This window comes from Micromonospora sediminimaris (assembly GCF_016863575.1).
GTDB lineage: Bacteria > Actinomycetota > Actinomycetes > Mycobacteriales > Micromonosporaceae > Micromonospora > Micromonospora sediminimaris.
The window spans coordinates 66303-90966 of sequence record NZ_BOPD01000002.1 but is presented as its reverse complement, the minus strand read 5'-3'; the positions used below and the strand labels follow the sequence as shown (position 1 = coordinate 90966).

The 24664-nt window shown below is 71.8% G+C and carries 22 protein-coding genes; 6 read left to right on the top strand and 16 right to left on the bottom strand.

All coding sequences use genetic code 11. The annotated features are described in order from the left end of the window. Nucleotides 1-16 precede the first annotated feature (16 nt). From Vse01_RS00400 to Vse01_RS00390, 3 genes are read right to left on the bottom strand one after another with little or no spacing between them, the layout of a single operon-like run. Nucleotides 17-985, bottom strand: a complete 969-nt coding sequence (locus tag Vse01_RS00400; RefSeq protein WP_093402446.1) for an ABC-2 membrane transporter-related protein — start codon at nt 983-985, stop codon at nt 17-19. Next, nucleotides 982-1878 carry an ABC transporter ATP-binding protein gene (locus Vse01_RS00395; RefSeq protein WP_093402135.1) on the bottom strand — a complete coding sequence of 299 codons (897 nt, stop codon included), beginning with the start codon at nt 1876-1878 and terminating at the stop codon, nt 982-984. The genes Vse01_RS00400 and Vse01_RS00395 overlap by 4 nt, the downstream gene beginning before the upstream one ends. A gap of 11 nt (nt 1879-1889) precedes the next feature. Next, entirely contained in the window at nt 1890-2294 is a 405-nt protein-coding gene (locus Vse01_RS00390) for a GntR family transcriptional regulator (RefSeq protein ID WP_093402445.1), read from the bottom strand. Nucleotides 2295-2452: 158 nt separating this feature from the next. On the opposite strand from Vse01_RS00390, the gene nudC reads away from it, so the two are divergent. From nudC to Vse01_RS00375, 3 genes are all read left to right on the top strand, one after another. Continuing rightward, the gene (gene nudC / locus Vse01_RS00385; protein ID WP_093402134.1) at nt 2453-3394 is read left to right on the top strand and encodes an NAD(+) diphosphatase; all 942 of its coding nucleotides are present in this window, start codon (nt 2453-2455) and stop codon (nt 3392-3394) included. An 88-nt stretch (nt 3395-3482) separates the two neighbouring features. Continuing rightward, entirely contained in the window at nt 3483-5159 is a 1677-nt protein-coding gene (locus Vse01_RS00380; protein WP_093402133.1) for an ABC transporter ATP-binding protein, read from the top strand. Then, nucleotides 5156-6907 carry an ABC transporter ATP-binding protein gene (locus tag Vse01_RS00375; protein ID WP_093402132.1) on the top strand — a complete coding sequence of 584 codons (1752 nt, stop codon included), beginning with the start codon at nt 5156-5158 and terminating at the stop codon, nt 6905-6907. Before Vse01_RS00380 ends, Vse01_RS00375 begins: the two co-directional genes overlap by 4 nt. Nucleotides 6908-6924: 17 nt before the next feature. Here Vse01_RS00375 and Vse01_RS00370 read toward each other — a convergent pair whose 3' ends face one another. The 10 genes from Vse01_RS00370 to Vse01_RS00325 are packed head-to-tail and all read right to left on the bottom strand — an operon-like array spanning nt 6925 to nt 17104. Beyond that, entirely contained in the window at nt 6925-7908 is a 984-nt protein-coding gene (locus Vse01_RS00370) for an LLM class flavin-dependent oxidoreductase (protein WP_093402131.1), read from the bottom strand. After that, a complete protein-coding gene (locus Vse01_RS00365) occupies nt 7905-8231 on the bottom strand; it encodes a TIGR04076 family protein (RefSeq protein WP_093402130.1) in 327 nt (108 codons plus the stop codon). The genes Vse01_RS00370 and Vse01_RS00365 overlap by 4 nt, the downstream gene beginning before the upstream one ends. Beyond that, nucleotides 8228-8602: a nuclear transport factor 2 family protein gene (locus Vse01_RS00360; RefSeq protein WP_093402444.1), complete on the bottom strand. Its 375-nt coding sequence runs from the start codon at nt 8600-8602 to the stop codon at nt 8228-8230. Before Vse01_RS00360 ends, Vse01_RS00365 begins: the two co-directional genes overlap by 4 nt. Nucleotides 8603-8607: 5 nt before the next feature. Further along, nucleotides 8608-10296, bottom strand: coding sequence for a DUF885 domain-containing protein (locus Vse01_RS00355; protein ID WP_093402129.1), 1689 nt, complete (start codon nt 10294-10296; stop codon nt 8608-8610). Then, on the bottom strand, nt 10293-11531 hold the full coding sequence (locus Vse01_RS00350; RefSeq protein WP_093402128.1) for an amidohydrolase family protein: 1239 nt from the start codon (nt 11529-11531) through the stop codon (nt 10293-10295). The genes Vse01_RS00355 and Vse01_RS00350 overlap by 4 nt, the downstream gene beginning before the upstream one ends. 11 nt (nt 11532-11542) lie before the next feature. Beyond that, nucleotides 11543-12508 (bottom strand): ABC transporter ATP-binding protein, encoded by a 966-nt coding sequence (locus Vse01_RS00345; protein ID WP_093402127.1) that lies wholly within the window; start codon nt 12506-12508, stop codon nt 11543-11545. Then, nucleotides 12505-13485 carry an ABC transporter ATP-binding protein gene (locus tag Vse01_RS00340; protein WP_093402126.1) on the bottom strand — a complete coding sequence of 327 codons (981 nt, stop codon included), beginning with the start codon at nt 13483-13485 and terminating at the stop codon, nt 12505-12507. The genes Vse01_RS00345 and Vse01_RS00340 overlap by 4 nt, the downstream gene beginning before the upstream one ends. Before the next feature lies 1 nt (nt 13486). Then, on the bottom strand, nt 13487-14404 hold the full coding sequence (locus tag Vse01_RS00335) for an ABC transporter permease (RefSeq protein WP_093402125.1): 918 nt from the start codon (nt 14402-14404) through the stop codon (nt 13487-13489). Beyond that, nucleotides 14401-15486 carry an ABC transporter permease gene (locus tag Vse01_RS00330; RefSeq protein ID WP_093402124.1) on the bottom strand — a complete coding sequence of 362 codons (1086 nt, stop codon included), beginning with the start codon at nt 15484-15486 and terminating at the stop codon, nt 14401-14403. The genes Vse01_RS00335 and Vse01_RS00330 overlap by 4 nt, the downstream gene beginning before the upstream one ends. Nucleotides 15487-15496: 10 nt before the next feature. After that, a complete protein-coding gene (locus Vse01_RS00325) occupies nt 15497-17104 on the bottom strand; it encodes an ABC transporter substrate-binding protein (RefSeq protein WP_093402123.1) in 1608 nt (535 codons plus the stop codon). Nucleotides 17105-17414: 310 nt separating this feature from the next. Between Vse01_RS00325 and Vse01_RS00320 the strand changes: the two genes are divergently transcribed. Together Vse01_RS00320 and Vse01_RS00315 are read left to right on the top strand one after the other, a co-directional pair. Beyond that, nucleotides 17415-17951: a cupin domain-containing protein gene (locus Vse01_RS00320; protein ID WP_093402122.1), complete on the top strand. Its 537-nt coding sequence runs from the start codon at nt 17415-17417 to the stop codon at nt 17949-17951. Between the two features lie 58 nt (nt 17952-18009). Then, the gene (locus Vse01_RS00315; protein WP_093402121.1) at nt 18010-18966 is read left to right on the top strand and encodes an acyltransferase domain-containing protein; all 957 of its coding nucleotides are present in this window, start codon (nt 18010-18012) and stop codon (nt 18964-18966) included. Here Vse01_RS00315 and Vse01_RS00310 read toward each other — a convergent pair. Both Vse01_RS00310 and Vse01_RS00305 read right to left on the bottom strand, forming a co-directional pair. Next, nucleotides 18893-19771 (bottom strand): DUF4184 family protein, encoded by an 879-nt coding sequence (locus tag Vse01_RS00310; protein WP_170863318.1) that lies wholly within the window; start codon nt 19769-19771, stop codon nt 18893-18895. The two genes, Vse01_RS00315 and Vse01_RS00310, sit on opposite strands and share 74 nt — an antisense overlap. Before the next feature lie 93 nt (nt 19772-19864). Next, nucleotides 19865-21193: a CE1 family esterase gene (locus Vse01_RS00305; protein ID WP_093402119.1), complete on the bottom strand. Its 1329-nt coding sequence runs from the start codon at nt 21191-21193 to the stop codon at nt 19865-19867. Between the two features lie 391 nt (nt 21194-21584). Between Vse01_RS00305 and Vse01_RS00300 the strand changes: the two genes are divergently transcribed. After that, entirely contained in the window at nt 21585-23462 is a 1878-nt protein-coding gene (locus Vse01_RS00300) for a Xaa-Pro dipeptidyl-peptidase (RefSeq protein WP_232511067.1), read from the top strand. On the opposite strand, the gene Vse01_RS00295 is transcribed toward Vse01_RS00300, so the two are convergent. Next, nucleotides 23424-24653 carry a low temperature requirement protein A gene (locus tag Vse01_RS00295; RefSeq protein WP_093402118.1) on the bottom strand — a complete coding sequence of 410 codons (1230 nt, stop codon included), beginning with the start codon at nt 24651-24653 and terminating at the stop codon, nt 23424-23426. The two genes, Vse01_RS00300 and Vse01_RS00295, sit on opposite strands and share 39 nt — an antisense overlap. Nucleotides 24654-24664: the final 11 nt, after the last annotated feature.

The window sequence follows — 24664 nt, the reverse complement described above, 5'->3', positions numbered from 1 at the left end:
GGCACCGACCGGGTGCTCAGGCGATCCGACGGACCCGCCACACCGCGAGATAGAGCAGGATCGCGGCGAGGGCGACGAAGACTCCGGTCTCGATGCCCTGGAACAACCAGTACCGGTCGGCCGGCTGGTAGAGCACCCAGTTGTACGCGCCCGCGCCGAACTCGGCACCACACTGCCCGCCCGTCGGCGCGGTGGCGCCCGGTGGACAGATGACCTGGGCGCCCGGCGCCACCATCGCTCCGCTGCCGTCCCGGATGCCGTTCGAGATGGTCCAGGCACCCCGCAGGGCGGTCTCGTCCAGGCCCGCGGTGGAGACGAGCGGCGTGGTGTGCTCACGGCCGGGCAGGTAGTGCGGCCGGGCCAGGACAGTCAGCGCCACGCGTACGGCGGCGAACCCGGCCAGGGTCACCGCCATGGCCGGCAGCATGCGGGGCCACACGGTGCCGGCGAAGACCCCGAGCGCAACCGCGAAGAGGGTGTAGCCGATCGGTGCCACGCCCTGCATGTCGAAGAAGAGCACGTCGAAGCGGCTCCGACCACCGCCCGCCACCAGCGGGGACAGCCACCACGCCATGCCCAGCCCGTACACGACGGCCGCGCCCAGCGTGAGCGCACCGACAAGCCCGAACTTGGTCGCCGCCCACCGCGTTCGGCTGACCCCCTGCGTCCAGACGAACCGGTGGGTGCCCTGCTCGACCTCCCGGGAGACCAGCGGCGCGCCCCAGAAGAGCCCGACCAGCAGCGGCAGGACGAGGAAGAGGATGCCGACCAGGAGCGCCGTGTCGTGCTGGCTGTTGAACTGGTTGAAGGCCCGGACGCACTCAGCCGTCTCGGTGTCCTGGCGCAGGCACTGCGGCAGGCCGAGTTCGGCGAACCTGCCCCGGATCGCCAACCCCGTCGGGACCAGCACGGCGGCCAGGACGGCGAGCCCGATCAGCGTGACCAGCGCCTGCCTGCGGTGCTGGCGCCAGGCGACCCACATCATGCCGGAACCCCCCACGCCTCGTGGCTGGCCCGGGTCACCGTGTCGTCGGTGAGATAGGCCAGGATCAGGTCCTCCAGGGTGACGTCGCGGACCGTCCACTCCGGGTCGATGGGGTCTCCGTCGGCTCGAACCAGCAGGGTCGACTGCCGGTCGGTGTGACTGGCCCGGACCACCGCCGCCACCCCGGCGATCGGACGCGCACCTGCCGCGCGCGGCCCGCTGAGCTGCCGGTGGCCTTCGAGCAGCTCCTCCACCGGGCCGGCGAGTTTCACCTCGGCAGAGTGCAGCACGATGAGGTAGTCGCAGACCCGTTCGAGGTCGCCGAGGATGTGCGAGGAGAGCAGCACCGTGGTGCCGGACTCGGCAACGCTGCCCATCAGTGACTGCATGAACTCGCGGCGGGCGAGCGGATCCAGGCTGGCCACAGGCTCGTCGAGCAGCAGCAGCCGGGGCCGCTTGGCCAGCGCGAGGGCGAGCGCCACCTGGGCACGTTGACCACCGGAGAGCTTGCCTACCGGGCGACCGGGCGGAATGCCCAGTTGCGCGAGCCGGGTCCGCACCAGGGTCGCGTCCCACCGTCGGTTGAGCTTGCCGCCCATGATGACCAGTTCTTCCGGCGTGAGGTCCCGATAGATCGGGGTGTCCTGCGCGACGAATCCGATCTCCGCCAGCAACTCCGTGTTGCCGTACGGCACGTGACCGAAGACCCGTACCTCGCCGGCGTCCGGCCGGGACAGGCCCACCGCCAGGTGCAGCAACGTGCTCTTGCCGGCCCCGTTGGGCCCGACGAGCGCGGCGACCCGTCCAGCCGGCAGCCGCAGCGAGCACTCGCGCAGCGCCCAGGTGCCGCCATATCTCCTGCCGAGCCCGTCGGCCTCCAGCACCAGCTCCATACCGCTTCCTCTCACGCAGATTCCTTCGTCACCGAGGCGGGAAAGGTGGCCCGCATCGTCGTCGCCACCAGGGCGGTTACCTCCTCGGCCGTGAGCCCCACCGCCTGCGCCCGACGCACCCAGTCGACCAGCTCGGCGCGCAGCTCGGCCTGGTTGACCAGGGCCTCGCGATGCAGTGACGCGGTGATGAACGTGCCGACACCGGGCCGCCCCTCCGCCAGTCCTTCGATCTCCAACTCGCGGTACGCCTTGAGCACCGTGTTGGGGTTGATCGCCAATGACTGCGCCACCTCGCGGACCTTCGGCAGCTGGTCGCCGGGCGCCAGCAACCCCACCCGCAACGCCTGTTTGACCTGCTGAACCAGCTGTACGTAGGTGTTCACCTTGGACCGGCCGTCCAGCACGAACTCGATCAACAACGCTCCTCCCGACCAACCCTTATGGCTTGTCCTACGACAGTAGGACTATACGACAGGTTGGTGAACCAGGACGTCGCTGTCAAGGCATCGCGACGGCGGGTCGCCGAGTCGGGGTGCCGATGGGACCACCGGGCGCGTCAGGCACGATCAACGACATGGTGTTCCACGGGCTCGCGTACACCGCGACACCGCACGACCGGGCGGGGAGCCTACGCGTCGACCCGGCCCGGGTCGCCGACCTGCTCGACCGCGACGACAGCCAGGTGCTGCCGATGTGGCGCGACCGGCCGCTGCTCACGGCCGACGGCAGACCGGTGCGGCTCACCGGTGCACCCGCCCGAACCCTGGTGGCGGCGGCCGGTCAGACCGCCCTGCTCGGCCTCGACGGCACCACAGCGAGTTTCGCCGCCGATCTCAGCGACGTCGAGGAGACCGAGGCGCTGCGCCTGGCTACTGCGCACCGCAGCGCCGACCTGCGCGGGCTGGCCACCACCCTGCCCGGCCCACTCGCCGCGACCCTGGCGTACGCGCGCGGCCTGCTCTACTGGAACCGGCACGCCGGATACTGCGGTACCTGCGGCGCGACCACGGCCAGCGCCGAGGCCGGTCACCTGCGGATCTGCCGGGGCCCCGACTGCGGTCGGCAGTTGTTCCCCCGGATCGAACCCGCCGTCATCGTGCTTGTGGAATCCCCCGATCCCCAGCCACGCTGCCTGCTCGCCCGCCATCACGGTGCCGACCCGAACGGCTTCTCGCTGCTCGCCGGCTTCGTCGAGATCGGCGAGAGCCTGGAGGGCGCCGTCCGTCGCGAGGTCGGTGAGGAAGCCGGCGTGACGGTCGGCGCGGTCACCTACCAGGGTTCCCAGGGATGGCCGTTTCCGGCCGGTCTCATGGTCGGCTTCGTCGCCCGGGCCGTCGAGGAGACGATCGCCGTGGACGGACGCGAACTGTCGGAGGCCCGGTGGTTCACCCGGGCCGAGATCGTCGAACGCGTCCGCAACGGTCCCGGCTCGGGACCGGTCGACTCCATCGGCGGTCGGCTGCTGCGCTCCTGGGCCGGGCTCGACCGGCCACCGCTTCGGCACGCCGAGGACTGAGACCTGGCCAGCACGGCGCACCCGCGAATGGCATTCGGCGAGTACGGCAGGTTAGCCTGCCCTAACTCATCGAACGTGAGGCGGGGGCATGACACAGACCACGGGGCGACTGATCCGCCGGATGTTCTGGCGGCAGCGTCGCGACACCGCCCTGTGCGCCGCGTTCTGGTCACTGCACCAACTGTGTGAGGCTCTCGTTCCGGTGGCCATCGGCCTGGTCATCGACCAGGCCGTCGGAACCGGGTCGACCTCGGCGATGGCCTGGTCCGTGCTGGGCATCTTCGCGTTGTTCACCGCCCTCACCATGGGCTGGCGGTCGGGCTTCTGGTTCCTGTCCCGGGCGGTCACCGAGGAGTCGCACGAGCTGCGGATGCGGGTGGTCCGGCGGGTGGTCGGCGGTCAGGGCCTCCGGACCAGCCGCCAGAGCGGGGAACTGCTCTCGATCGCGACCTCCGACACGCAGTCCGCCGCTGAGCTGCTCGAACTGGGCACCCGGGGGGTGAGCGCGCTGGTCGGGCTGACGGTGTCGACGGTCGTGCTGCTGCGGATCGACTGGTCGCTCGGGCTCGGACTGGTGGTGGGCGTGCCGATCCTGGTGCTCGGGCTCAACGCGCTGGGGCCGGTCGTGGGCCGCCGCACGTCCGCGCAGCAGCAGGCGGTCGGTCGGGCCGCCGCCACGGCATCGGACCTGCTGCGTGGGCTGCGACCGCTGCGTGGCTTCGGTGGGGTCGACGAGGCCGTCGGCCGTTACCGCACGGCCAGCCGTACGTCGCTGCGTGCCGGCATCGGGACGGTCAAGGCCGGCGCCACGTTCGTCGGCGCGTCCACCTTCACGACCGGCCTGCTGATCACCGCCGTGGCCGCGCTGGCTGGCTGGTACGCCCTGGACGGGCGGATCACGGTCGGGCAGCTCATCACGATCGTCGGGCTGGCCACCTTCCTCACCGATCCGGTGCTCAACCTCGCCGACTGCGTCTTCCGGCTGGCCACGGCGCGGGCCAGCGCGGCCCGCGTGGCCGAGGTGCTCGCCGCCCCCGAGCGGGTGCCCTCCGGGACGCGGACGGCCGAGCCGGGGACGTTGAGCCTCGACACGGTGCACGCGCCGGGCCTGGACGGCGTCGACCTCGCCGTGGCCCCCGGTGAGCTGCTCGGCATCGTCACCGCGGAGACCAGCACCGCCGACGACCTCACCGACCTGCTCGCGGGGGCACGGCCGCCGGACCGGGGTGAGGTGCGGCTGGCCGGCACGCCGATGCGGGAGTTGGACCTCGCCTCGTTGCGGCGAACCGTGCTTGTCGAACCGCACGGCGTGGACCTGTTCGGCGCCACGCTGCGGGAGGTGCTCCAGACCGGCGACGACCGGGACGACGCCGCCCTGCGCGCCGCCATGGCCTCGGCCGCCGTCGGTGACCTGCTCGCCGATGACGCCGGATTCGACCGTGAACTCGTCGACCACGGCCTGAACCTCTCCGGTGGCCAGCGGCAGCGGCTCGCCCTGACCCGTGCGCTGCTGGCCGACCGGCCGGTCACCGTCTTCCGCGACCCGACCACGGCGATCGACGCGGTCACCGAGCACGCCATCGCCGACGGCATCCGCGCCTACCGGGCCGGCGACGACCGGGCGACCGTCCTCGTCACCACCAGCGCACCGCTGCTCGACCGGTGCGACCGGGTCGTCTTTCTCCGCGCCGGTCGGGTGGCGGCCGTGGGGCGTCACCGCGACCTGCTCGCCGACTCGTCGTACGCGGAGGTGGTGCTGCGATGACCCCGGGAGCAACGATTCTGCCGGTCGCGACCGGTCGGGTGACGCTCACCGCCTTCTGGCGGGCCCTGCGGCGCTACCCGCTGCTCGCCTGGGCATCGGTGGCGGCGGCCACGGCGGCCAGCGTCGCGGCCGTCGTCGTGCCGATCCTGCTGGGCCGGCTGGTCGACCTGGTGGTGGCCGGTGGCACCGTCGGCTCGCTGCTGCTGACCTCGGCGTTGATCCTCGGCGCGGGCCTGGCCGCCGCGATCCTCACCGGCGCGGCCAACTGGCTGGTCACCGAGTGGGGCATGCGTGCCTGCGCCGACCTCCGCGAGGAGGTGCTCGACCGGGCGCTGCGGATGGACGCGACCCGGCTGGAGAGCGCCGGCTCCGGCGACGTGGCCTCCCGGGTCACCGAGGACGTGGAGCGGGTGACCGACTCGGTGCGGCTGGCGGCCGGGATCTTCACCGCCCTGGTCACCGTTGTCATCACCTTCGCCGGTTTCGCGACCCTCGACTGGCGCATCGCCGCCGCGTTCCTGGTCGTCTTCCCGGTGTACGTGCTGAGCCTGCGCCGTTTCGTGCCGCAGGCGAAGCGGCTGTACGCCGCCGAGCGGGAGGCCGCGGCGGTGCGTACGCAGAGCGTGCTGAACACCTTCACCGGTGCCCGGACGGTGCACGCGTACGGCATGCAGGAGCGCCAGAGCCGACGGGTCGAGCAGGCTTCCCGGCACGCGGTGGTGGCGCGCCTGCGTGCGGTGCGGGGCTTCCTCTGGTTCGCGAACACGATGAACTACGCGGAGGCGCTCGGCCTGACCGCCGTGCTGCTCACCGGCTTCCTGCTGGTACGCGCGGGCGACAGCACGGTCGGCGACGTCACAGCTGCGGCGCTGCTGTTCCATCGACTCTTCGGCCCGCTCGGCCTGTTGTTGATGTCGTTCAACGACATCCAGTCGGCCGGGGCGGCGCTCGCGCGGCTCGTCGGCATCTCCGGGCTCGACGTACCCGCGACACGGCCGGCCAGGCCGATCTCCGGTTGGCTGCCGACGAGCGTCACCGCCAAGTCGGTGTGGCACCGCTACCCCGGCGGCCCGGCCGTCGTGCAGGACGTCTCGATCGAGATCGCCGAGGGTCAGTCGTTGGCGATCGTCGGCGAGAGCGGAGCCGGCAAGACCACCCTCGCGGCCATCCTCGGTGGCGTCTTTCCCGCCGCCGAGGGCGAGGTGTGGCTGGGTGACCGTCGGATCGGCGAGCTGGATCCCGCCGAGCTGCGCCGGACCGTCGGCGTGGTCACCCAGGAGGTCCACGTCTTCGCCGGCACCCTCGCCGACGACCTGCGGCTGGCTGCTCCGGCCGCCTCGGACGACGACCTGCACGCCGCCTTGCGGCTGGTCGAAGCCGACGGTTGGGTCAACGCCCTGCCCGACGGGCTGTCGACCCGGGTCGGCGACGGCGAACACCCGCTCACGGCCGGTCAGGCGCAGCAGGTGGCGCTGGCCCGGATCGCCCTGCTCGACCCACCGATCGTCGTCCTCGACGAGGCCAGCGCCGAGGCCGGCAGCGCGGGGGCCCGACAGCTCGAACGGGCCAGCGCCGCCCTGATCCGGGGCCGCACGGCCGTCGTGGTCGCCCACCGGCTCAGCCAGGCACACACCTGCGACCGGATCGCCGTGATGGCGCACGGCCGGATCGTCGAACTCGGCGCCCCGGACGATCTGGTCGCGGCCGGCGGCCGGTACGCCGAACTCTGGTCGGCCTGGCGACGCTGACCTGGCCCGTCCGACCGTCAGTCGCGCAGCAGCGGCAGCACCCGCCGACCCAGCAGGTCGATCCCGCGCTGCGGGGTCAGGCCGTGCGGGGTGCCGAACTCGACCCGGCTCGCCCCGGCATCGAAGACCGCCGCGGCCTGCGCGGCGACCTGCTCGGGCGTACCGGAGAACGCGAACAGGTCGAGCAGGTCGTCACCGATCAGTGCGCCGGCCAGGTCGTCCTCGCGGCGGGTGACGTGTTGCTGGATTCGGGCCAGCAGTTCCGGGTCGACCTCGACGGTGGGGTCGAGGGCGGCGACCACCGCGAGGTACATGGCGACCTCGGTGCGGGCCATCCGTCGGGCCAGCGCACCGTCGGTGTCGACCACGGTGACCGCACCGAGCACCACCCCGGTGTCCCGGCCCGAGGCCGCCTCGTCCAGCCACGCCCGCATCGTCTTGGCCATCGCCGGATTCGCCGATCCGCCGACCTTCACCTCGTCGGCGAACGCGGCGGCGGACCGCGCGGTCTGTTGGCCCCACGTGCCCACCAGCACCGGCACGTCCGGCCGGGCCGGGGTGTACCGCAGCGCGGTACCCGGCGCGACGGTGAACTCACGGCCGACGAAACCACAGTCGTCACCGGCGAGCAGCCGCCGGACGATCTGCACCGTCTCGGCGATGCGTCGCAGTGGCCGGGTCTGCGCCACCCCGACCTGTTGCAGCCAGGTGCCCCGGGCCAGGCCGAGGTACGCGCGGCCGTGCGAGGCCAGGTCGAGGGCGGCCACCTGACCGGCCACCTCCACCGGGTGCAGGGTGAACGGGTTGAGGCAGGCCGCGCCGAGCCGGATCCGGCGGGTGTGCCGGGCGGCCACCAGCAGCGGAAACAGCGGCGGCTGGTACATCAGGTCGCCGAAGACCGACAGCACGTCGAAGCCGTGCCGTTCGGCCAGCTCGGCCAGCACGGCGTACTCGTCGGCGGACTTGTCCGACTGGAGGCCGACACCCACCAGGCGGGTCACGTCAGCTCCTCGGTGGGGATCTGCCGCCGTCCGGTGCGCTCGATGCGCATGATGAGCCGCTCCTCCGGGTCGGGGCAGGCGACGTGGCTGTCCCGAGCCATCCAGTCGCCGTCGTCAAGGGCCCGCTGCTTGGCCGGTAGCAGCGGCAGGCACGCGGCGAGCGCGTACAGGCAGAAGTGCTGGCCCTCGGGAATGCGCAACCGGCACGACTCGGTCAGGTCGACGTGGTCGCCCGGCTTCATGCCGCACACCGAGCGTCCCTCGATCCGCTCCACCACGATCCGCAGGTCGTAGACGTCGGTGGTGGGCTGGTCGTCGCTCATCGCACGGCCTCCGCGTGGTGGTGCACGATCCGCCAGCCCGCGTCGTCGCGCCGCAGCACATCGGTGACCCGGAAGCAGACGTCCGGTCGGTCGGCGGCGTGCCGGGCCCGCAGCACGTACCGGACCAGACCGGTGTCGTCCCACGACTCGGCGTGCAGCTGTTCCGGAGTCACGCTGACCGGTGCCGGTCCGGTCGCCTCGGCAGCCCGGCGGTCCCGCAGCACGTCCAGCGCAGTCAGCCCGGTGAGCAGCCGGTCGGCGTCGGATTCCCAGATGGTCAGGTCGGGGTGCAGGTGGGCGTCGAAGGCGGACCGATCCCCCAGTGATCGGTACATGTCGGTGATCGTGCTGGTGAGTTCGTCGATACTCATCGGGGTCACTTCCGGTCGAGGGAGGCGGCAGCGGGTCGGGACGTCTCGGCGAGGCGCTCACGCAGCGGATCCAGGCCCATCGGCCCGAGCGCCAGCGCCGTGTGGTGGAACTGTTTGCGGTCGAAGGTCGGGCCGGCACGACGCTCGGCGTCCTGGCGGGTCTGCTGCCACAGCCGCGCGCCGACCTTGAAGGCGAGCGCCTGCGCCGGCCAACCGAGATAGCGGTCGACTTCGAACCGGGCGGTGGCGGCGTCCAGCCCGGCGACCCGGGTGAGCAGGTCCACGGCCACACCGTGGCTCCAGCGGGGCGCGTCGGTGAACCCGTTGCCGGGCGGGATCGGCAGGTCGAGGTGCAGGCCGAGGTCGATGACCACGCGGGCGGCCCGCCACATCTGCCCGTCCAGCATGCCGAGCCGTTCCGCCGGGCCGGCGTAGAGGCCGAGTTCGTCGGCGAGCCGTTCGGCGTAGTGCGCCCAGCCCTCGGCGTACCCGTGCACGTGGCACAGCGTGCGCTGCCACGGGTGCAGGTCGGCGGTGGTGAGCGTGATGGCGTGCTGGAGGTGGTGACCGGGCAGCCCTTCGTGGCAGAGCGTGCCGACGTGCCGCCACACCGGCACCGTCGACTCGCCCGGCGGCACCGACCACCAGATGCCGCCCGGGCGGGTCAGTTGCGCGTCCGGTGGGGTGTAGTACATGACCCCGGAGGTGGCGGGACTGATCCGGCACACCACCCGGCGGGTGGCGGCGGGGATGTCGAAGTGTGTCCCGTCGAGCAGCTCGGTGGTCAGTGCGGTCCGCCTGGCCAGCCACTCCTCCAGGGCAGGGCCGACCGGCACCCGCCCGTCCGGGTCGGCATCCAGCGCCGTCCGGGCGGCGGCCACGTCCGGGTGGCCGCAGTCGGCCGCCGCCGCCCGCAGCTCGGCCGCGGTGCGGGCCAGCTCCGCCCAGCCGTACGCGTACAACTCGGCCAGGTCGACGGTGGCGCCGAGGAAGGCGCGGGCGGTGATCTGGTAGAGGTCGCGGCCCACGCCGTCCACCTCGGTCGCGGCGGGAGCCAGTTCGGTACGCAGGAACGTGGCAAATTCCGCCGTGGCAGCGGTGGCCAGCCGCGCCCCCTCAACCAACCGCTCGGCGAGCGGCCCGGCCGGGTGACCAGCGACGAGACCGCCGAAGAAGTCGGCGTCGACCCAGGAGGTGCACTGCGCGGCGACGGTCAGCACCTGCCGGCGGGCGACCAGTTGACCACGCTGGGCGGAACGGCGCAGCGTCGCGGTGTACTGGTCCAGGGTGGTGGGCAGCCGGTGCAGGTGATCGGCGACGACGGCCCAGTCGTCGACGGTGGTCCGGGGCAGGTTGTCGAAGACCTGCCGGGCCAGGTGCACCGGGGTGGCCAGCGGGGCGAGCAGCCGGGTGGTGAAGCCGGCGTCGTAGAGCGCCACCTCGCTGGCCAGCCGGTCCGCCAGGGCACCGGCGAGGGCACGCTCGGCCGGGCCGGTCACCGTGGCGGCGGCCAGGGCGGCCGCGGTCGCGCGGGTCAGCTCGGCGCGGGCGTCGAACCCGTCCGGCGACAGGTCGGCCAGCCGCCATTCGGGGCTACGCCCGGCTGCCTCGGCGGCCTCCGGGTCGAGCGCGGCGAGGGCGTGCAGGTACCTGTCGGCCACGGTGCGCACGCGCGGCGCGGTCGCGCCGGTCATCGGGGCGTCCGGAGCCGGTGGTGGTCGTCGCGGTACACCACGCCGCCCTTCATGACCGCGTGCAGGGTGCGCAACGCGGAGACGGAACGGGTCGGGTCGTCCCGTAGCACCAGCAGGTCGGCGTGCTTGCCGACCTCGACGCTGCCGAGCGTGTCGGCCTGGTCAAGCCATTCGGCGGGGCGGATGGTGGCGGCCTTCAACGCGTCGGCGACCGGCAGCCCGGCGTCCACCATGAACTCCAGCTCACGTACGGTCGCGCTGGTCTCGTCGTAGCCCGCGTGCGGCGGCATGTCACTGCCCAGTGCGATCGGCACCCCGTTGCGGATGGCGTGCTGGAGGCTCTCCCAGTGCCGGGGGCCGGCGGCCAGGGCCCGGTCCATCAACCAGCCGGGCACTCCGGAGTCACGGAAGAACTGTTCGCAGCGGCTCACCACGATGGTGGGCACGTACCAGACGCCCCGGTCGGCCATCAGGCGGGTGACCTCGTCGGTCAGCTCGTAGCCGTGTTCGACGCAGTCGAGGCCGAGTTCGACGGCCCGGCGTACGGTGTCGGCCGGGCCGGCGTGCGCGGTCACCTTGCGCCCCCAGTCGTGGGCGACCCGGATGACGGCGGCCATCTCGTCGTCGAGCAGCTGCGGGGTGTCGATCGCCTCGAACTGACCGGCGATCCCGCCGGAGATGCAGACTTTGATCAAATCGGCGCCGGCCCGGATCTGGGCCCGGGTGAGCCGCCGGAAGCCGTCGGCGCCGTCGGCTTCCAGGGCGTCGGCCTCCCAGCCGTGGCCACCGGTGCAGCACAGCGCGTGTCCGGCGGTGAAGATCCGGGGGCCGTCCACCGCGCCGGCCTCGATGCCCCGGCGCAGCGCGAAGTCGGCGTAGCGCCCCTCGCCGACCAGCCGGGCGGTGGTCACCCCGGCGTGCAGGGTGCGTCGGGCCGAGTCGGCCATCAGCAGCACCAGTTCGGCCAGGTTGGACCGGTGCACCGTGTCGGCGAGGTGGCCGGGCAGCCCGAGGGAGAGGTGCACGTGCATGTTGGTCAGGCCGGGCATCACCACGTCGCCGCCGAGGTCGACCACGCGGGCGTCGCCGGCCTCGGCGAGCACGTCGTCGACGGCCGCCACGGCCTTGATCATCCCGTCGGCGCCGACCCAGACACCCCGGTCGGGCTGGAGGTGGTCGGCGACGCCGTCGTAGAGCGCGAGGTTGACCAGGACCTGTTCGGTTGCGGTGTGCATTGACGACGTCCTCAGTTCGCGGGCACGGTGGCCGGGGCCGCCGTGGGGTCGTTGAGCCAACAGGCGGCGCTGCGTCCGCCGAGGTCGAGGGTGGGTGGCTGGTCGCCGCAGGGGGCGAAGGCGTGTGGGCAGCGCGGCCGGAACCGGCAGCCGGTGGGGGCGTTGGCGGGATCGGGCACCTCACCGGCCAGGGTGGCGGGCAACCGTGGGGTGGGGCCGATGCGGGGCACCGCGTCGATGAGCGCCCGGGTGTAGGGGTGTCGCGGGTTCCGCCACAGCTCCCGGGTGGGCGCGCTCTCCACGACGCGGCCGAGGTACATCACGGCGGTGATGTCGGCGATCTCGTGTACCAGGGCGAGGTCGTGGGAGATGAACAGCATGCCCATGTCGAGATCGCGGACCAGGCCGACGAGCAGGTTTACCACCTGAGCCTGGGACGAGGCGTCCAGGGCGGTGACCGGTTCGTCGGCGATGATCATGCGGGGTTGCGGGGCGAGTGCCCGGGCGATGGCGAGGCGTTGCCGCTGGCCGCCGGAGAACTGGTGCGGGTACCGCTCGGCGGCGGTGGTCGGCATGCCGACCCGGTCCAGCAGCTCGCGTACCCGGTCGCGGCGGGCCGCGCCGGTCACCGTCGCCGGGACGCCGTCGAGCAGTTGCGCGCCGATGGTGCGCCTGGGGTTCAGCGAGGCGTACGGGTTCTGGAAGACCATCTGCAGGCCGATCTCGGTGTCCGGCCGGCGCCGCCAGCCCAGCGGTGTGACCGGCTGCCCGGCGAAGCGGACCACACCGGCGCTCGGCGGGGTCAACCCCACGGCCACCCGGGCCAGCGACGACTTGCCGCAGCCGGACTCGCCGACCAGGCCGACGATCTGCCCGGCCGCCACGTCCAGGCTGACCCCGGCGACCGCGAGCACCCGGCCGCGTCCCCGCGAGCGGTACTCGACCTCGACGTCGCTGATGTCCAGCAGGCCGGTCATCGGGCTGTCACCTCCAGGTGCGGGCGGACCACACAGGCCACCGACCGGTCGGCAGCCACCGGAGCCAGGGGCGGTGGCACGGTGCCGCAGGCCGGCTCGGCGTACCCGCAGCGGGGTTGGAACGGGCAGCCGGGCGGTGCCTCACCCGGCGCCGGCGGGGCGCCGGGGATGGGCCGTAGCGTGCCGACGGCCTGGGTGCCGTGTGGCCGGGCGCCGAGCAGCGCCGCAGTGTACGGGTGGGTGGGTGCGGTGAGCAGCGCCCCGGTGGGGCCGGTCTCCACCACGCGACCGGCGTAGAAGACGTAGCCACGGGTGGTCAACGCGCTGAGCACCCCCAGGTCGTGGGTGATGAAGGCGACGGCCAGCCCGGTCTCGGCGCGCAGCCGGTCGAGCAGGGCGAGGATGCCGGCCTGCACGGTGACGTCGAGGGCGGTGGTCGGTTCGTCGGCGATCAGCAGTCGGGGCCGGGCGGCCAGGGCGATGGCGATGGCCGCCCGTTGCCGCATGCCGCCGGAAAACTGGTGCGGATAGGCGCGCAGGGCACGCTCGGGGTCGGGAATCCTGACCTGATCGAGCAGTTCCACCGCCCGGCGGGTCGCGGACCGTCGGTCCAGTCGCAGGTGCACCCGCATGTGTTCGGTGAGCTGACGGCCGACGGTGAGCATCGGGTGCAGGGCGGCGGTCGGGTCCTGGAAGACCATGGCGATGCCCGCGCCCCGGATCCGCTGCCAGCCATTGTTGTCCAGGCCGAGCAGGTCGGTGCCGGCGAACCGCGCCGTTCCGGTGACCTTGGCTCCCGCCGGCAGCAGACCGAGCAGGGTCTGTGCGGTGAGGCTCTTGCCGCAGCCGCTCTCCCCGGCGATGCCGACGAGTTCGCCCTCGTCGACGGTGAGCGACACGTCGTGCAGGATCGGCAGCGGCCCGCGCGGGCCGGGCAGGGTCACGGCGAGGGAGTCGACGTCGAGCAGCGGCGCCATCTCAGCGTCCCTTCGCGTAGCGGGGGTCGAGCCGGTCGCGCAACGCGTCGCCGAGCACGTTGAAGGCCATCACGACGGTGAGGATGGCCAGGCCCGGGAAGACGCTGACCCACCACATCGACAGGTCCTGGGAGCCGAGCGCGACCATCGAGCCCCACTCGGCGGCCGGTGGGCGGGGCCCCAGCCCCAGGAAGGAGAGCGCGGCGAGCAGCAGCACCGCGTTGCCGAGTTCCAGGGTGGCCAGCACGATCGCCGGCCCGATGCTGTTGGGCAGCACATCGCGGCGCAGCGCCCGGACCGGTCCGACGCCGAGCAGTCGGGCGGCGCTGAGGTAGTCGTCGCCGCGCATGCTGAGCACGGCGCTGCGGATGACCCGGGCGTAGACCGGCCAGGAGACGATGACCAGGGCCAGTACCGCGTTGCGGGTGTTCGGGCCGAAGGCGGCGGTGACCGCCATGGCCAGGATGATCTGCGGGAAGGCGAAGACCAGGTCGGTGAGCCGCATCAGCGCCTCGTCGGCGAACCGTCCCAGGTATCCGGCGACCAGCCCGAGCAGGCCGCCGACGAGCAGGGCCAGCGAGACGATGGCCAGGGCCAGCGGGATCGACAACCGGGCGCCGTGCACGACCCGGCTGAAGATGTCCCGGCCGAGGGAGTCGGTGCCGAACCAGTGCGCCGCCGAGGGTGCCGCGTAGGTGTCGGCGCTCTGGGCGAGCGGATCGTAGGGGGCGACGAGCGGGGCGAGGATCGCCACCAGCAGCCAGCCGCCGAGAATGGTCAACGCCACCACGGCGATCGGCTGTCGCCAGATCGGCCGGCCAGCCGAGCCACCACGCAGCCGACCGAGCCATCGACGGCGGGTCAGCGCCCGGTCCACCTTCGGGTCGGGGGCCACCGGATCAGGTGCGGTCATCGTCATGACAGGCGGATCCTCGGGTCGATGAGCCCGTACAGCAGGTCGACGGTGAGGTTGACAAGCGTGTAGACCAGCGCCACGAACAGGCTGACACCGAGGATCGCGGGCAGGTCGAGGGCGGTGGCGCTGCGGTAGGCGTACTGACCGACGCCCGGCCAGCCGAAGATGCTCTCCACCAGCACCGTCCCGGACAGCAGCGAGGCGAAGGCCAGGCCGGACACGGTGACCACCGGGACCAGCCCGGCGCGCAGCAGGTGCCGGCGCAGCACCACCCGGGCCGGCAGGCCCTTGGCGTACGCGGCCCGGATGTAGTCCTGCTGAAGCACCTCCAACATGGCGGAGCGAACAAAGCGGACCAGCAGCGCCACGGTGAGCGAGGTCAGCACCAGCACCGGCAGGGTGAGGTGTTGGGCCGCGTCCCAGGCCACGTCCCACTGACCGGCCAGTGCCGCGTCGACCGTGTACATGCCGGTGACGGTCGGCGGCGGGCTGAAACCGGTGGAGAGCCGTCCACCGCTGGGAGCCAGCCCGAGTTTGTAGAAGAAGACGTAGAGCACCACGAGCGACAGCCAGAACGGCGGCGTGGAGAGCCCGAGCAGGGCACCCACCCGCACGAGCTGGTCGGTGACCCGGCCGTTGCGGACCGCCGCGAGCATGCCGATCCCGGTGCCGATCACCAGCGCCAGCACCATGGTGGGGATGGCCAGTTCCAGGGTCGCCGGCACGTACCGGACCAGGTCGTCCAGGACCGCCCGACCCGTCTGCTGGGAGATACCCAGGTCACCACGGAAGAGGTTGCCCAGGTAGTGCAGGTACTGCTGCCAGAGCGGCTGGTCCAGCCCCCACTTCTCGCGGAAGGCGGCCACCGTGGCCGGGTCGTTGAGCGCCTGGTCGGACAGGTTGGCGGTGACCGGGTCACCGGGCACCACGTTGACCAGCCCGAACGTCACCACTGTGACGCCCAGCAGCAGTCCGGCGGTGATCGCCAGCCGCTTGGCCAGGAAGGCCAGCAGCGGGTGGGACCGGCGGGGCCGGGGCGCGGTCGTGGTGACCGCGCCCGGCTCGCCGTTGTGGACGGTCGTCATGGTGCTCCGACTACCTGCGGCCGACCGCGGCGACGTCGACCTGCCAGCCGGCGGCGGAGTAGTCCGCGCCGGTCAGGTCGGCGGTCGCCACCACCGTGGAGGAGTTGCTGGCCAGCACGATGTACGGGGAGGACTGGTTCATCAGCCGCTGCCACTCCTGCATGGCGGTGGCCCGGGCCGCGAGGTCGAGGGTCTCGGTGACCTTCTCACCGGCGGCGACGACCGCCGGGTCGGCCCGCTCGACGGTCCAGCCCGAGCGCAGCGCGGTGGCCTGCCCGGGTGCCATGTTGTTGATCAGTGAGTCGGCGACCGGGTAGTTGAGGCTCTGCGGAGTGAAGCCCAGCGGCGACTTACCGCCGCGCATCTCGTCGAGGAAGGTGGTCAGCGGCTGCGGATTCAACTCCAGCGTGATGCCGGCCTCGGCGGCGTCGCCCTGCACCTTGGTGGCGACGGTGCCCAGGTCGACGCCCTTGTAGGTGATGGCCGGGTAGTTGAACTTCACCGTCGGGTTGGTCAGTTCGGCCTCGGCGAGCAGCGCCTTGGCCTTCGCCACGTCCCGGGTGGACGCCTCACTCTCGGGCAGGGTGCCGGGGAAGGCCGGCGCGACCAGGCCGGCGCCGGGAGCGGCTCCCTCGCCGTACAGCGCGGCGATGCCCTGGTAGTCGATGGCGGCACGCAGCGCCTGGTTGAACTTCGGGTTCGCGGTCACATCCGAGACCGCCGGGTCGGCGTTGAGGAAGAGGAAGTAGACAGTGTCCTGCACGCCGGAGGTTTGCAGGCTCTCCGGCAGGCCGTCGAGCAGCTTGCCGGAGATGTCCAGCGAGATCTCGGCGCTCTCGGCGCGCTGCATGGTCAGCTTCTGGGTCTGCACGTCCATGTTGCGCAGTACCACCCGCTCGAACTGTGGCTTGTCGCCCCAGTAGTTCGGGTTGGCCTCCAGCACCACCTGCGACTCCGGCTCGTACGACTTGAGCACGTACGGCCCACTGCCGATCGAATTGGTGTCGAGGTACTGCTGGGCGGTGTCGCCCTGCGCGGCGTCCGCGCCGTCCTTGGCACCGTTGTCCCGGGCGACCTCGGCGTTGAGCACACCGGTGGACGGCATCGCCAGCACCACCGGAACGTTCGGGTTGGGGGTGGCCGAGGTGACCACGACGGTGCTGTCGTCGGTCTTGCTGACGCTCAGCTCGCTCACCGTGACCGCCGGGCTGCCCTTGATGTTCTTCAGCCGGTTGAGGGAGAAGACCACGTCGTCGGCGGTGAGCAGGCTGCCGTCGGAGAAGGTCACTCCGGAGCGGAGCTTGAAGGTGAAGGTCTTCGCGTCCGGCGACGCCTCGTACGACTCGGCCAACGCCGGGACGGGGGTACCGACGTCGGAGCCTTCGAAGGTGAGCAAGGTGTCGTAGAGGGCGTGCACGGCGGTCAGGCCGGTGGCTTCGTAGACGCGCCCAGGGTCGAGGGTCTTGAGCACGAACGACGTGTTGACGGTGAGGGTCTTGGCCTCGCCACCGTTCGCGTTGCCACCGCTGCCGCCGGCCGTGCAGGCGGTGGTGGAGATGATGGCCAGCGTCGCCAGAGCGAGCGCTCCGGCGCGGAGCCGGCGGGGGGACACCGACATGCTGTTCCTACCTTCGTATGGCGCGGCCCGCTGCGCGGGACCCGCGGGGCATCGACGTCCGGCGGCACCACCACCGGCCGGGCCCAGACGGCCAATGCCGGTGTTCCGGGTTCTCTCGGGGTGCGTCGGGTTCTCGGGGTGCGTCGTCGCAGGGTTGGATGTAGCCGGACTCGCATTCGTCCGGTTCATGTCTGGACGCGGCGTGTCCACCAGTACCAAACAGCGCCGCCCTCGTGTTTGACCACCCTAAACACGGCCGTGTAGCTTGGTCAAACATTTTTAGCCACACTGTTATCGGATCGAGGTTCACATGCTCGGTGACCGGCTCCGCGTCCTGCGCCAGCAGCACTCCCTCACGCTGCGGCAGCTCGCCACAGCCGCCGACGTGTCCCCCGCCCTGCTGAGTCAGATCGAGAACGGGGCGACCGACCCGAGCCTGGCCACCCTGCGCAAGCTCGCGCAGGTGTTCGACACCTCGATCGCCGAGTTGTTCTCCGAGCCGGAGGCACCGGCGGTGCACATCAGCCGGGCCGGCAGCCGCAGCCTGCTCACCGCTCCCCCGGGCCAGATAACCTACGAGCGCCTGACCCCGGGGCGCGGCGATCTGGAGGTGCTCCAGGCCCACCTCGCCCCGGGCGACGCCAGCTCGGCCGAGCCGTGGGCGCACCCCTCGACCGAGTGCGCCATCGTCATCAGCGGCGAGGTGGTCGCCGACATCGGCGGCGAGGCGTACACCCTCACCGCCGGTGAGGCCGTCACCTTCGACTCACGCCTGGCCCACCTCTACCGCAACGCCAGTGACCAGCCAGCCCACCTGATCATCGCGGTCACGCCACCCAACCCCTGAGCGGGCTGACCGGCATCGCGCTGTTGCGGCGGCCGCGCCGGTCGCTACTGTCGTCCGCGTGAATCTGGACGACATCGCCACCCGGCTCGGCGTGCCCATCGAGGACATCGACCGTGTGCACCGGCTGGCCGGCGAGCACCCGTCGGCTCCGGTGCCCGCCAGAGCCGACGCGCCCGCGCTGCTCGACCGGCTCGCCGTACGACCGGACGACGCCGCCGAGATCATGGCGGGCTGGCCGGACCCCGACTCCACGCAGTGGACCCCGGAGCTACGCTGGCTGCTCGACCGCTCGATCGCCCTGGTCCGCGCGGATCTCGGCGGTCACGAATGGCTGCCGCCCGGTCCGGCGCTACCGCGCGAGCGGGGCCCCGCCTGGCGGCACCTCTACGTCTACACGTACCTGGCCCTGGTCGACGTGGTCAGGGGGTACCACCGTGACCACGGCGTTCCCGACGCCGTCTCCTGGGTGACCCTCGCTGACCTGGGTCGCAACCTCGCCATCGACCGGCGGATGAATCGCGAGGGCTGGTCGGTCATGCAGAGCTGGCTGACGCTGCACTCGCGCGGCGCGGTCTACGAGCTGGGTCGGCTTCAGCACCATCGCGGCGGCACCGCCATCGACCTGCACATCCCCGACTCGGGGTCGCTGACCCCGGAAGCGGTCGAGGCGTCCCTCGACGAGGCCCGGGCGTTCTTCCCGCGCCACTTCCCCGACGAGCACTACACGTCGTTCGCCTGCGGTTCGTGGCTGCTCGACCCGCAGCTGCGGGAGTACCTGCCCGAGGAGTCCAACATCATCCGCTTCCAGCGACGTTTCGAGCTGGAGCCCTATCAGGAACCGGAAGGGCTAGACGCCGACGTCGAAGTGGTGCGGTTCGTGTTCCGTACCCTGACCACACCGCTGGACCAACTGCCGCGCGACACCGTGCTGCAACGCGCCGTCATCGACCACCTGAAGGCCGGCCGCCACTGGCAATGGCGCCGCGGACGCTTCCCGATCGAGCCGGTCCGCTGACCGCGGCGGGTCGGCTGGTGCTGGTGCCGCCGCTGTCACCTGACGCGCCCGGGTAACCTGCGCCCGAGCGCTGGGACCGGATCCGGACGGCGATGGCGGCGGCGAGCAGGGCCAGACCAGCGACGTGCAGCGACCGGACGATCGTCGCAGCGAGGATGGTTGCACCGGGCAGCAGCGGCACGAGCGCCAGTCCGGCGACGGACACCAGCGCGGCGACGCTCCAGAACAGCACTGGAAGTCGACGTGGCGGTGCGAGCCGGCGAGCTCCCGCCGCCGCCGCTGCCCGCCGACCGAGGCGTGCGGTGAGCACGACGACGAGCAACGCACCGACGAGGGTGCTCGTCAGATCCGAGACCGTCCACCAGGCGACGTCCGTAACGCTCGACCATCGGAGACCGAACACCACTCGAAGCCAGCCGTCGGTGTGCGTCAGCCAGTCCCAGCCGAGGTGGCTCGCCGCGCCGAGGAGCGCCGAGCTGATCGTGATCCACCAGCGGTGCGGCCACCGGGCCAGGGAACCGTGCCCACTCCAGCCGAACCAACGCTCGCCGGGCAGGTGAGCCAGGATGGCGTCGGCGCAGGACCGGAAGACCGCCGCGTACGCCAGCGCCATCGGCAGACACCACCAGAACAGCGCCGGCCAGGAATGGGTGTCGGCGAAGCTCCGGCCGGTCGGGCCGGTCGCCAGGTAGGCGACGTCCGGCGCCATCGCGCCGAAGCTCAACGTCACGCCGTCGAACCACCGGGGCCGCCACCACTTGAGCGCCAGCACCGGCGCGAGATGCGAAGGGAAGGTAAGCGGCACGGTGCGGAGCATAGGGCTTGTCGTCCGCGCGGGCGTCGGCCCGCGACCGGGCGCGGACCCCCGAGTGGGATCCGCGCCCGGACAATGTACGGATCAGCTGACGGTGCAGGTCGCGCCGTTGAGGGTGAACGAACTCGGTTCAGCGGTGTTGCCGGTGTGGGTGGCCTGGAAGCCGATGCCGACCGACGCGTTCGGGGCGAGGGTGCCGTTGTACGACATGTTCCGCGCGGTCACCTGCCCGGAGGTCGGTGAGTAACTCGCGTTCCAGCCGCCGGTGATGGTCTGCCCGCCGGGCAGGGTGAAGACCAGCGACCAACCGTTGATGGTGGAGTTGCCGGTGTTGGTGATGGTGATCTGTTCGGTCAGCCCGTTGTTCCAGGCGTTGACCTCGGCGGTGACCCGGCACGCCCCACCACCGGGCGGCGGCGTCGTCGGGCTCGGGGGCGGCGTGGTGGGGTTCGGCGGCGGGGTGGTCGGGTTCGGCGGTGGGGTGGTGCCGCCGCCGAACTGGGTGAAGAAGCGCCAGGTCTCGCCCGGCAGCCAGGTCCGGGAGCCGCTGTCACCGGGTGCGCCGTCCTGCGGTGCGGCGATGTGTCCCTCGTCGAACGCCGCCCAGACCACCGGGTAGCCGGACGCGCAGCCGGAGTAGGTGGTGCTGCGGTGGGTGAGGCTGCCCTGCGACGGTTCCGGCGGATTCTGCGCGGTGCAGCCGTTGTTGCGGACGAACCGGTCCCGCAGCGACCGCCCGTTGGAGATGTTGAGGACGCTGTCGCGGATGCCGTGTGCCCCGAAGTAGGCGACCGGCTGGGTGCCGCCGCTGCATCCACTCAGCTGCGCACCGCCGTAGACGGCGACGGCGCGGAAGATGTTCGGCCGGGCGCAGGCGACGGCGTAGCTCATGGCACCGCCGTAGCTGAACCCGAGCGCGAAGCGCTGGGTGGTCTCGACGCAGAGGTCGCCCTCGATCTGACGCAGCATGTCGTCGACGAACGTGACGTCTTCGCCGCCGGAGTTGGCCCAGCCGCTGTTGAGGCCCTGTGGCGCGACGAAGATGGTGCTGTTGTTCGACAGCGGCAACAGTCCGTAGTAGGCCCAGGTGTCGCGCTGCACCGTCTGGCCGGTGGCCACGTCGGTCGCCGAGCCGTTGAGCCAGTGGAACCCGAACACCAGTCGGTACGGGTGGTTGTTGTTGTAGTTGTCCGGCACCCGCAGGATGTAGCTGCGGTTCTTGCCGCTGCTCTGGATGGTGTGGGTACCGCTGCGCAGCGTGGGCGCCTTGCCGCAGCCGGCGGTCGCGGCCAGGATGCCCGACTGGGCGGCCGGGACGCTGCCGGGGTTCGCGCTCAACGTCGTACCGGCGGCGGCCAGCACCATCAGGGCCGCGAGCGCGACCGGTCCGAAAATCGATTTACGCCTGGACATCGTGACTCCATTCCGCGCCCGCTGTGGACGCGCGGCGGTGCGGCGCATCGCCCTGGTGGCGGCGCCGGGAACGGCCGGCGTACCGCGGGGTATGCGCCTGGGTACGGTGCGACACCGTTCGGGCTGTCAGGTCAGGTGGGCGGCCCGGAGCGGCGATGCTCGGCGTGTGCCACGGCTCCCGCGACGTACCGTCAGCCGCCCTGGACCGGCGGCGTGACCCGTCCCGCACGGGGCCCGCAGTGCCCGTCAGCCGGCGCAACGCGCCTCGGCTCGCCTGGTCACCGACCGGGCGGGGGACGTCGGAGCGTGCCCTTCGCTCCTGCCTCCGAAACGTAGCCAGTGAGCGATAACATCGCAAGGTGTAAATGTCTAAACTCCGAAGGGAGACGCCGTGCGTCGGTCCCCCTACCTGCTGGCACTGCTCGGCATCGGTCTGTCCGGCACGCTGGTGCTGCACGCGGCTCCGGCGGCGGCGCGGACCGCACCCACCGCCACACCGGGAATCGTGGTCGTCGACGGCATGACCCAACCGGTGTTCTCGCTCGCCGACGCGATCGAGGAGCGGGTTTACGTTCAAACCACTGTGGACACCGACCATGACGGCCGCCTCGACCGGGTGGCGATCGACATATCCCGGCCCCGGGAGACCGCCACCGAGGGATTCAAGGTGCCGGTCATCTTCGAGCACAGCCCGTACCGCAAGGACGTCTGGTATGACGTGCCGTACCCGAGCGTGCTGGTGGACGAGCTGCCGCAGAACCGCGTCGACCGCCGGGCCGGCCGACGGACGTCCGACGTGGCGGTGCAGCGGTCGGTGACAAAGGCCAACCTGCCCGGTTCACTCGACGACTACTACGTGCCCCGGGGCTACGCGGTGGTGCTCGGGCAGAGCGTCGGCACCGGCGATTCCGACGGCTGCCCGACCAGCGGCGACCGGGCCGAGACGCTCGGCACCAGAGCGGTGATCGACTGGCTGAACGGGCGGGCGAAGGGGTACGACGCGGCTGGCACGCCGGTCACCGCCGGCTGGACCACCGGAGCCGTCGGCATGACCGGTGTCTCCTACAACGGCACCCTGCCCAACCAGGTGGCTACCACCGGCGTCCCGGGGCTGCGGACCATCGTGCCCGTGGCCGCCATCAGCAGCTGGTACGACTACTACCGCGCCAACGGCCTGGTGGTGGCACCGGGGACCTATCAGGGTGAGGACACCGACGTGCTGGCCGGGTTCACCGCCGGTCGGGCCCGGGCCGAAGGTCGCTGCGCCGATGAGATCGCGGCGCTCGGCACCCGGCAGGACCGGGTCACCGGCGACTATTCGGCGTTCTGGCGCGACCGTGATTACCTTGACGCACGGCAGGTGCGGGCCAGCGTGCTCGTCGTGCACGGCCTCAACGACTGGAACGTCAAGACCGAGCACTTCGCCGGCTGGTGGGACGAGTTGGCCCGGCACCGGGTACCGCGCAAGATCTGGCTGCACCGGGGCGGGCACGGTGGCCCGGGCAACACCGCGTCGGTGACCCTGCCGGACGGCCGGACCTGGACGTGGAAGCAGACCGAGAACCGCTGGTTCGACCACTGGCTGTGGCAGGTGCCCAACGGGATCATGGACGAGCCGACGGCCGTGGTGCAGCGCGAGGACGGTGGCTACACGACGTACGCCGACTGGCCCGATCCGGGCAGCCGGGAGGTCGCGCTGCGGCTGGCCGCCACCGACGCCACGATCGGCGCGCTCACCTCCGCCCGGGCGCCGAAGCGCTCCGTCGAGCAACGCTTCGTCGACGAGGGGCGCACCATCCACCCGGACACCCTGGTCGCCGACCCGGAAACCGCAAGCCCGCACCGGTTGGCCTACCTGTCTCCCACGCTGCCCCGCGACGTCCGCGTGTCCGGCCGTCCGGAGCTGCGGCTGCGGCTGGCGATCGACAACAAACCGGACGCGAACCTCACCGCCTACCTGGTCGACTATGGACCGGCCGGCTCGACCGCCGCGCCGGCGGTGGTGACCCGCGGCTGGATGGACCCGCAGAACCGCCGCAGTGCGTCGCGCACCGACCCGCTGCGCCAGGGCAGACTGTACGACCTGCGGTGGACCCTGGAGCCCAAGGACCACGTCTTTCCGGCGGGGCACCGGATCGGCCTGGTGATCTTCTCCAGCGACCAGGAGTACACCCTGCTTCCGCTGGGTGGCACCCGGCTGCGGGTCGCACCGCACCGCAGTGAGCTGCGCCTACCGGTGGTCGGCGGAAGGGCCGACCTCGGCTTCTGACCCGGAAGGGTGGGCGGCACGACCGGCGCCGAAGACCCGTTCGTAGCCGACGAGCACCACAAGGAAGGTGGCGAGCAGGCCGAGGGCAACCAGGCCGGGCAGGTACCGTCCGGCCGGCAGCAGCGCCAGGGCCACCGCGGGCGCGAGCAGCTGCGCCGGGGACACCGATCGGACGCTGAGCCCACGAAACAGCACCTCGCCCGCGAGATACAGCGCGACCCCACCGAACAGCGCCACGGCCGAGATCCAGGCCAGACCCGACTCGGCGGCGTGCCAGGGTCGATGATGTGCCAGCGGGGCGATCACCTCGTGCACCCCGAGCGCCAGATAGATCGTCCCGGTGACCAGCGCGAAGTGGCCGCCGCTGTAGGCGTTGGCGGCTAGCCGATCCCGTCGCGGACCGCGCTCAGCCATCAGCGCCTCGCCCGCCGCCACCGAATTCAGCATGTACAGCCGGAACAGGCAGACCGTGACGACGAGGGTGAGCAGCGCGGCCAACATGGTCGGACCACTGATCATTTCGGAGCCGATGCCGGCGCCGACAGAGATCAACGTCTCGCCGAGCGCGATGATCACCACGAGGGTGTGCCGTTCGATGAAATACTCGGAGCTGCGCAACGGCCACCCGCTGATTCTTGAGGCGACAAGTCCGCCGGCGAAGTCGACCGCGACCGCCGCCGTCCAGAGCAGCAACTGCGCGTTGCCGCCGAAGACGGCACCGAGGACCAGCGGGATCCAGGACAGCGCGGTGGTCACGGTGTAGATGCGCAACGTGCGGTGCAGCCGCCGGTCGCCCTCGGCCGCCCGGCGATAGAGCACCAGGTGGACCGCCCGCACCACGAGATACGACAACACCAGGATCAGGCGCGGACCCGGGTTCGGTTCCCACACGTTCGGGATGACCACGGCGATGAGAAAGATCGGACCCATGACGGCGGTGGTGCCGGCCCGGATCAGCCCGATGTCGGCGCGAGCCTGGTTGCCCAGCCAGGCGTAGATCAGCCAGGAGATCCACAGCAGCAACAGGACGACCAGGCCTTGGAGCAGGGTCAGTGGCGAGGAGCGACCAGCCATGTAGGCGGTGATCCGGGTCAGCGCGAAGACGAACACCAGATCGAAGAAGATCTCGTACCGCGTCGTCCGGTGCATCTCCGTGGTCGTCTCGACGCGCCCTCGGAGGAACCGCCCCATGTGCCCATCTT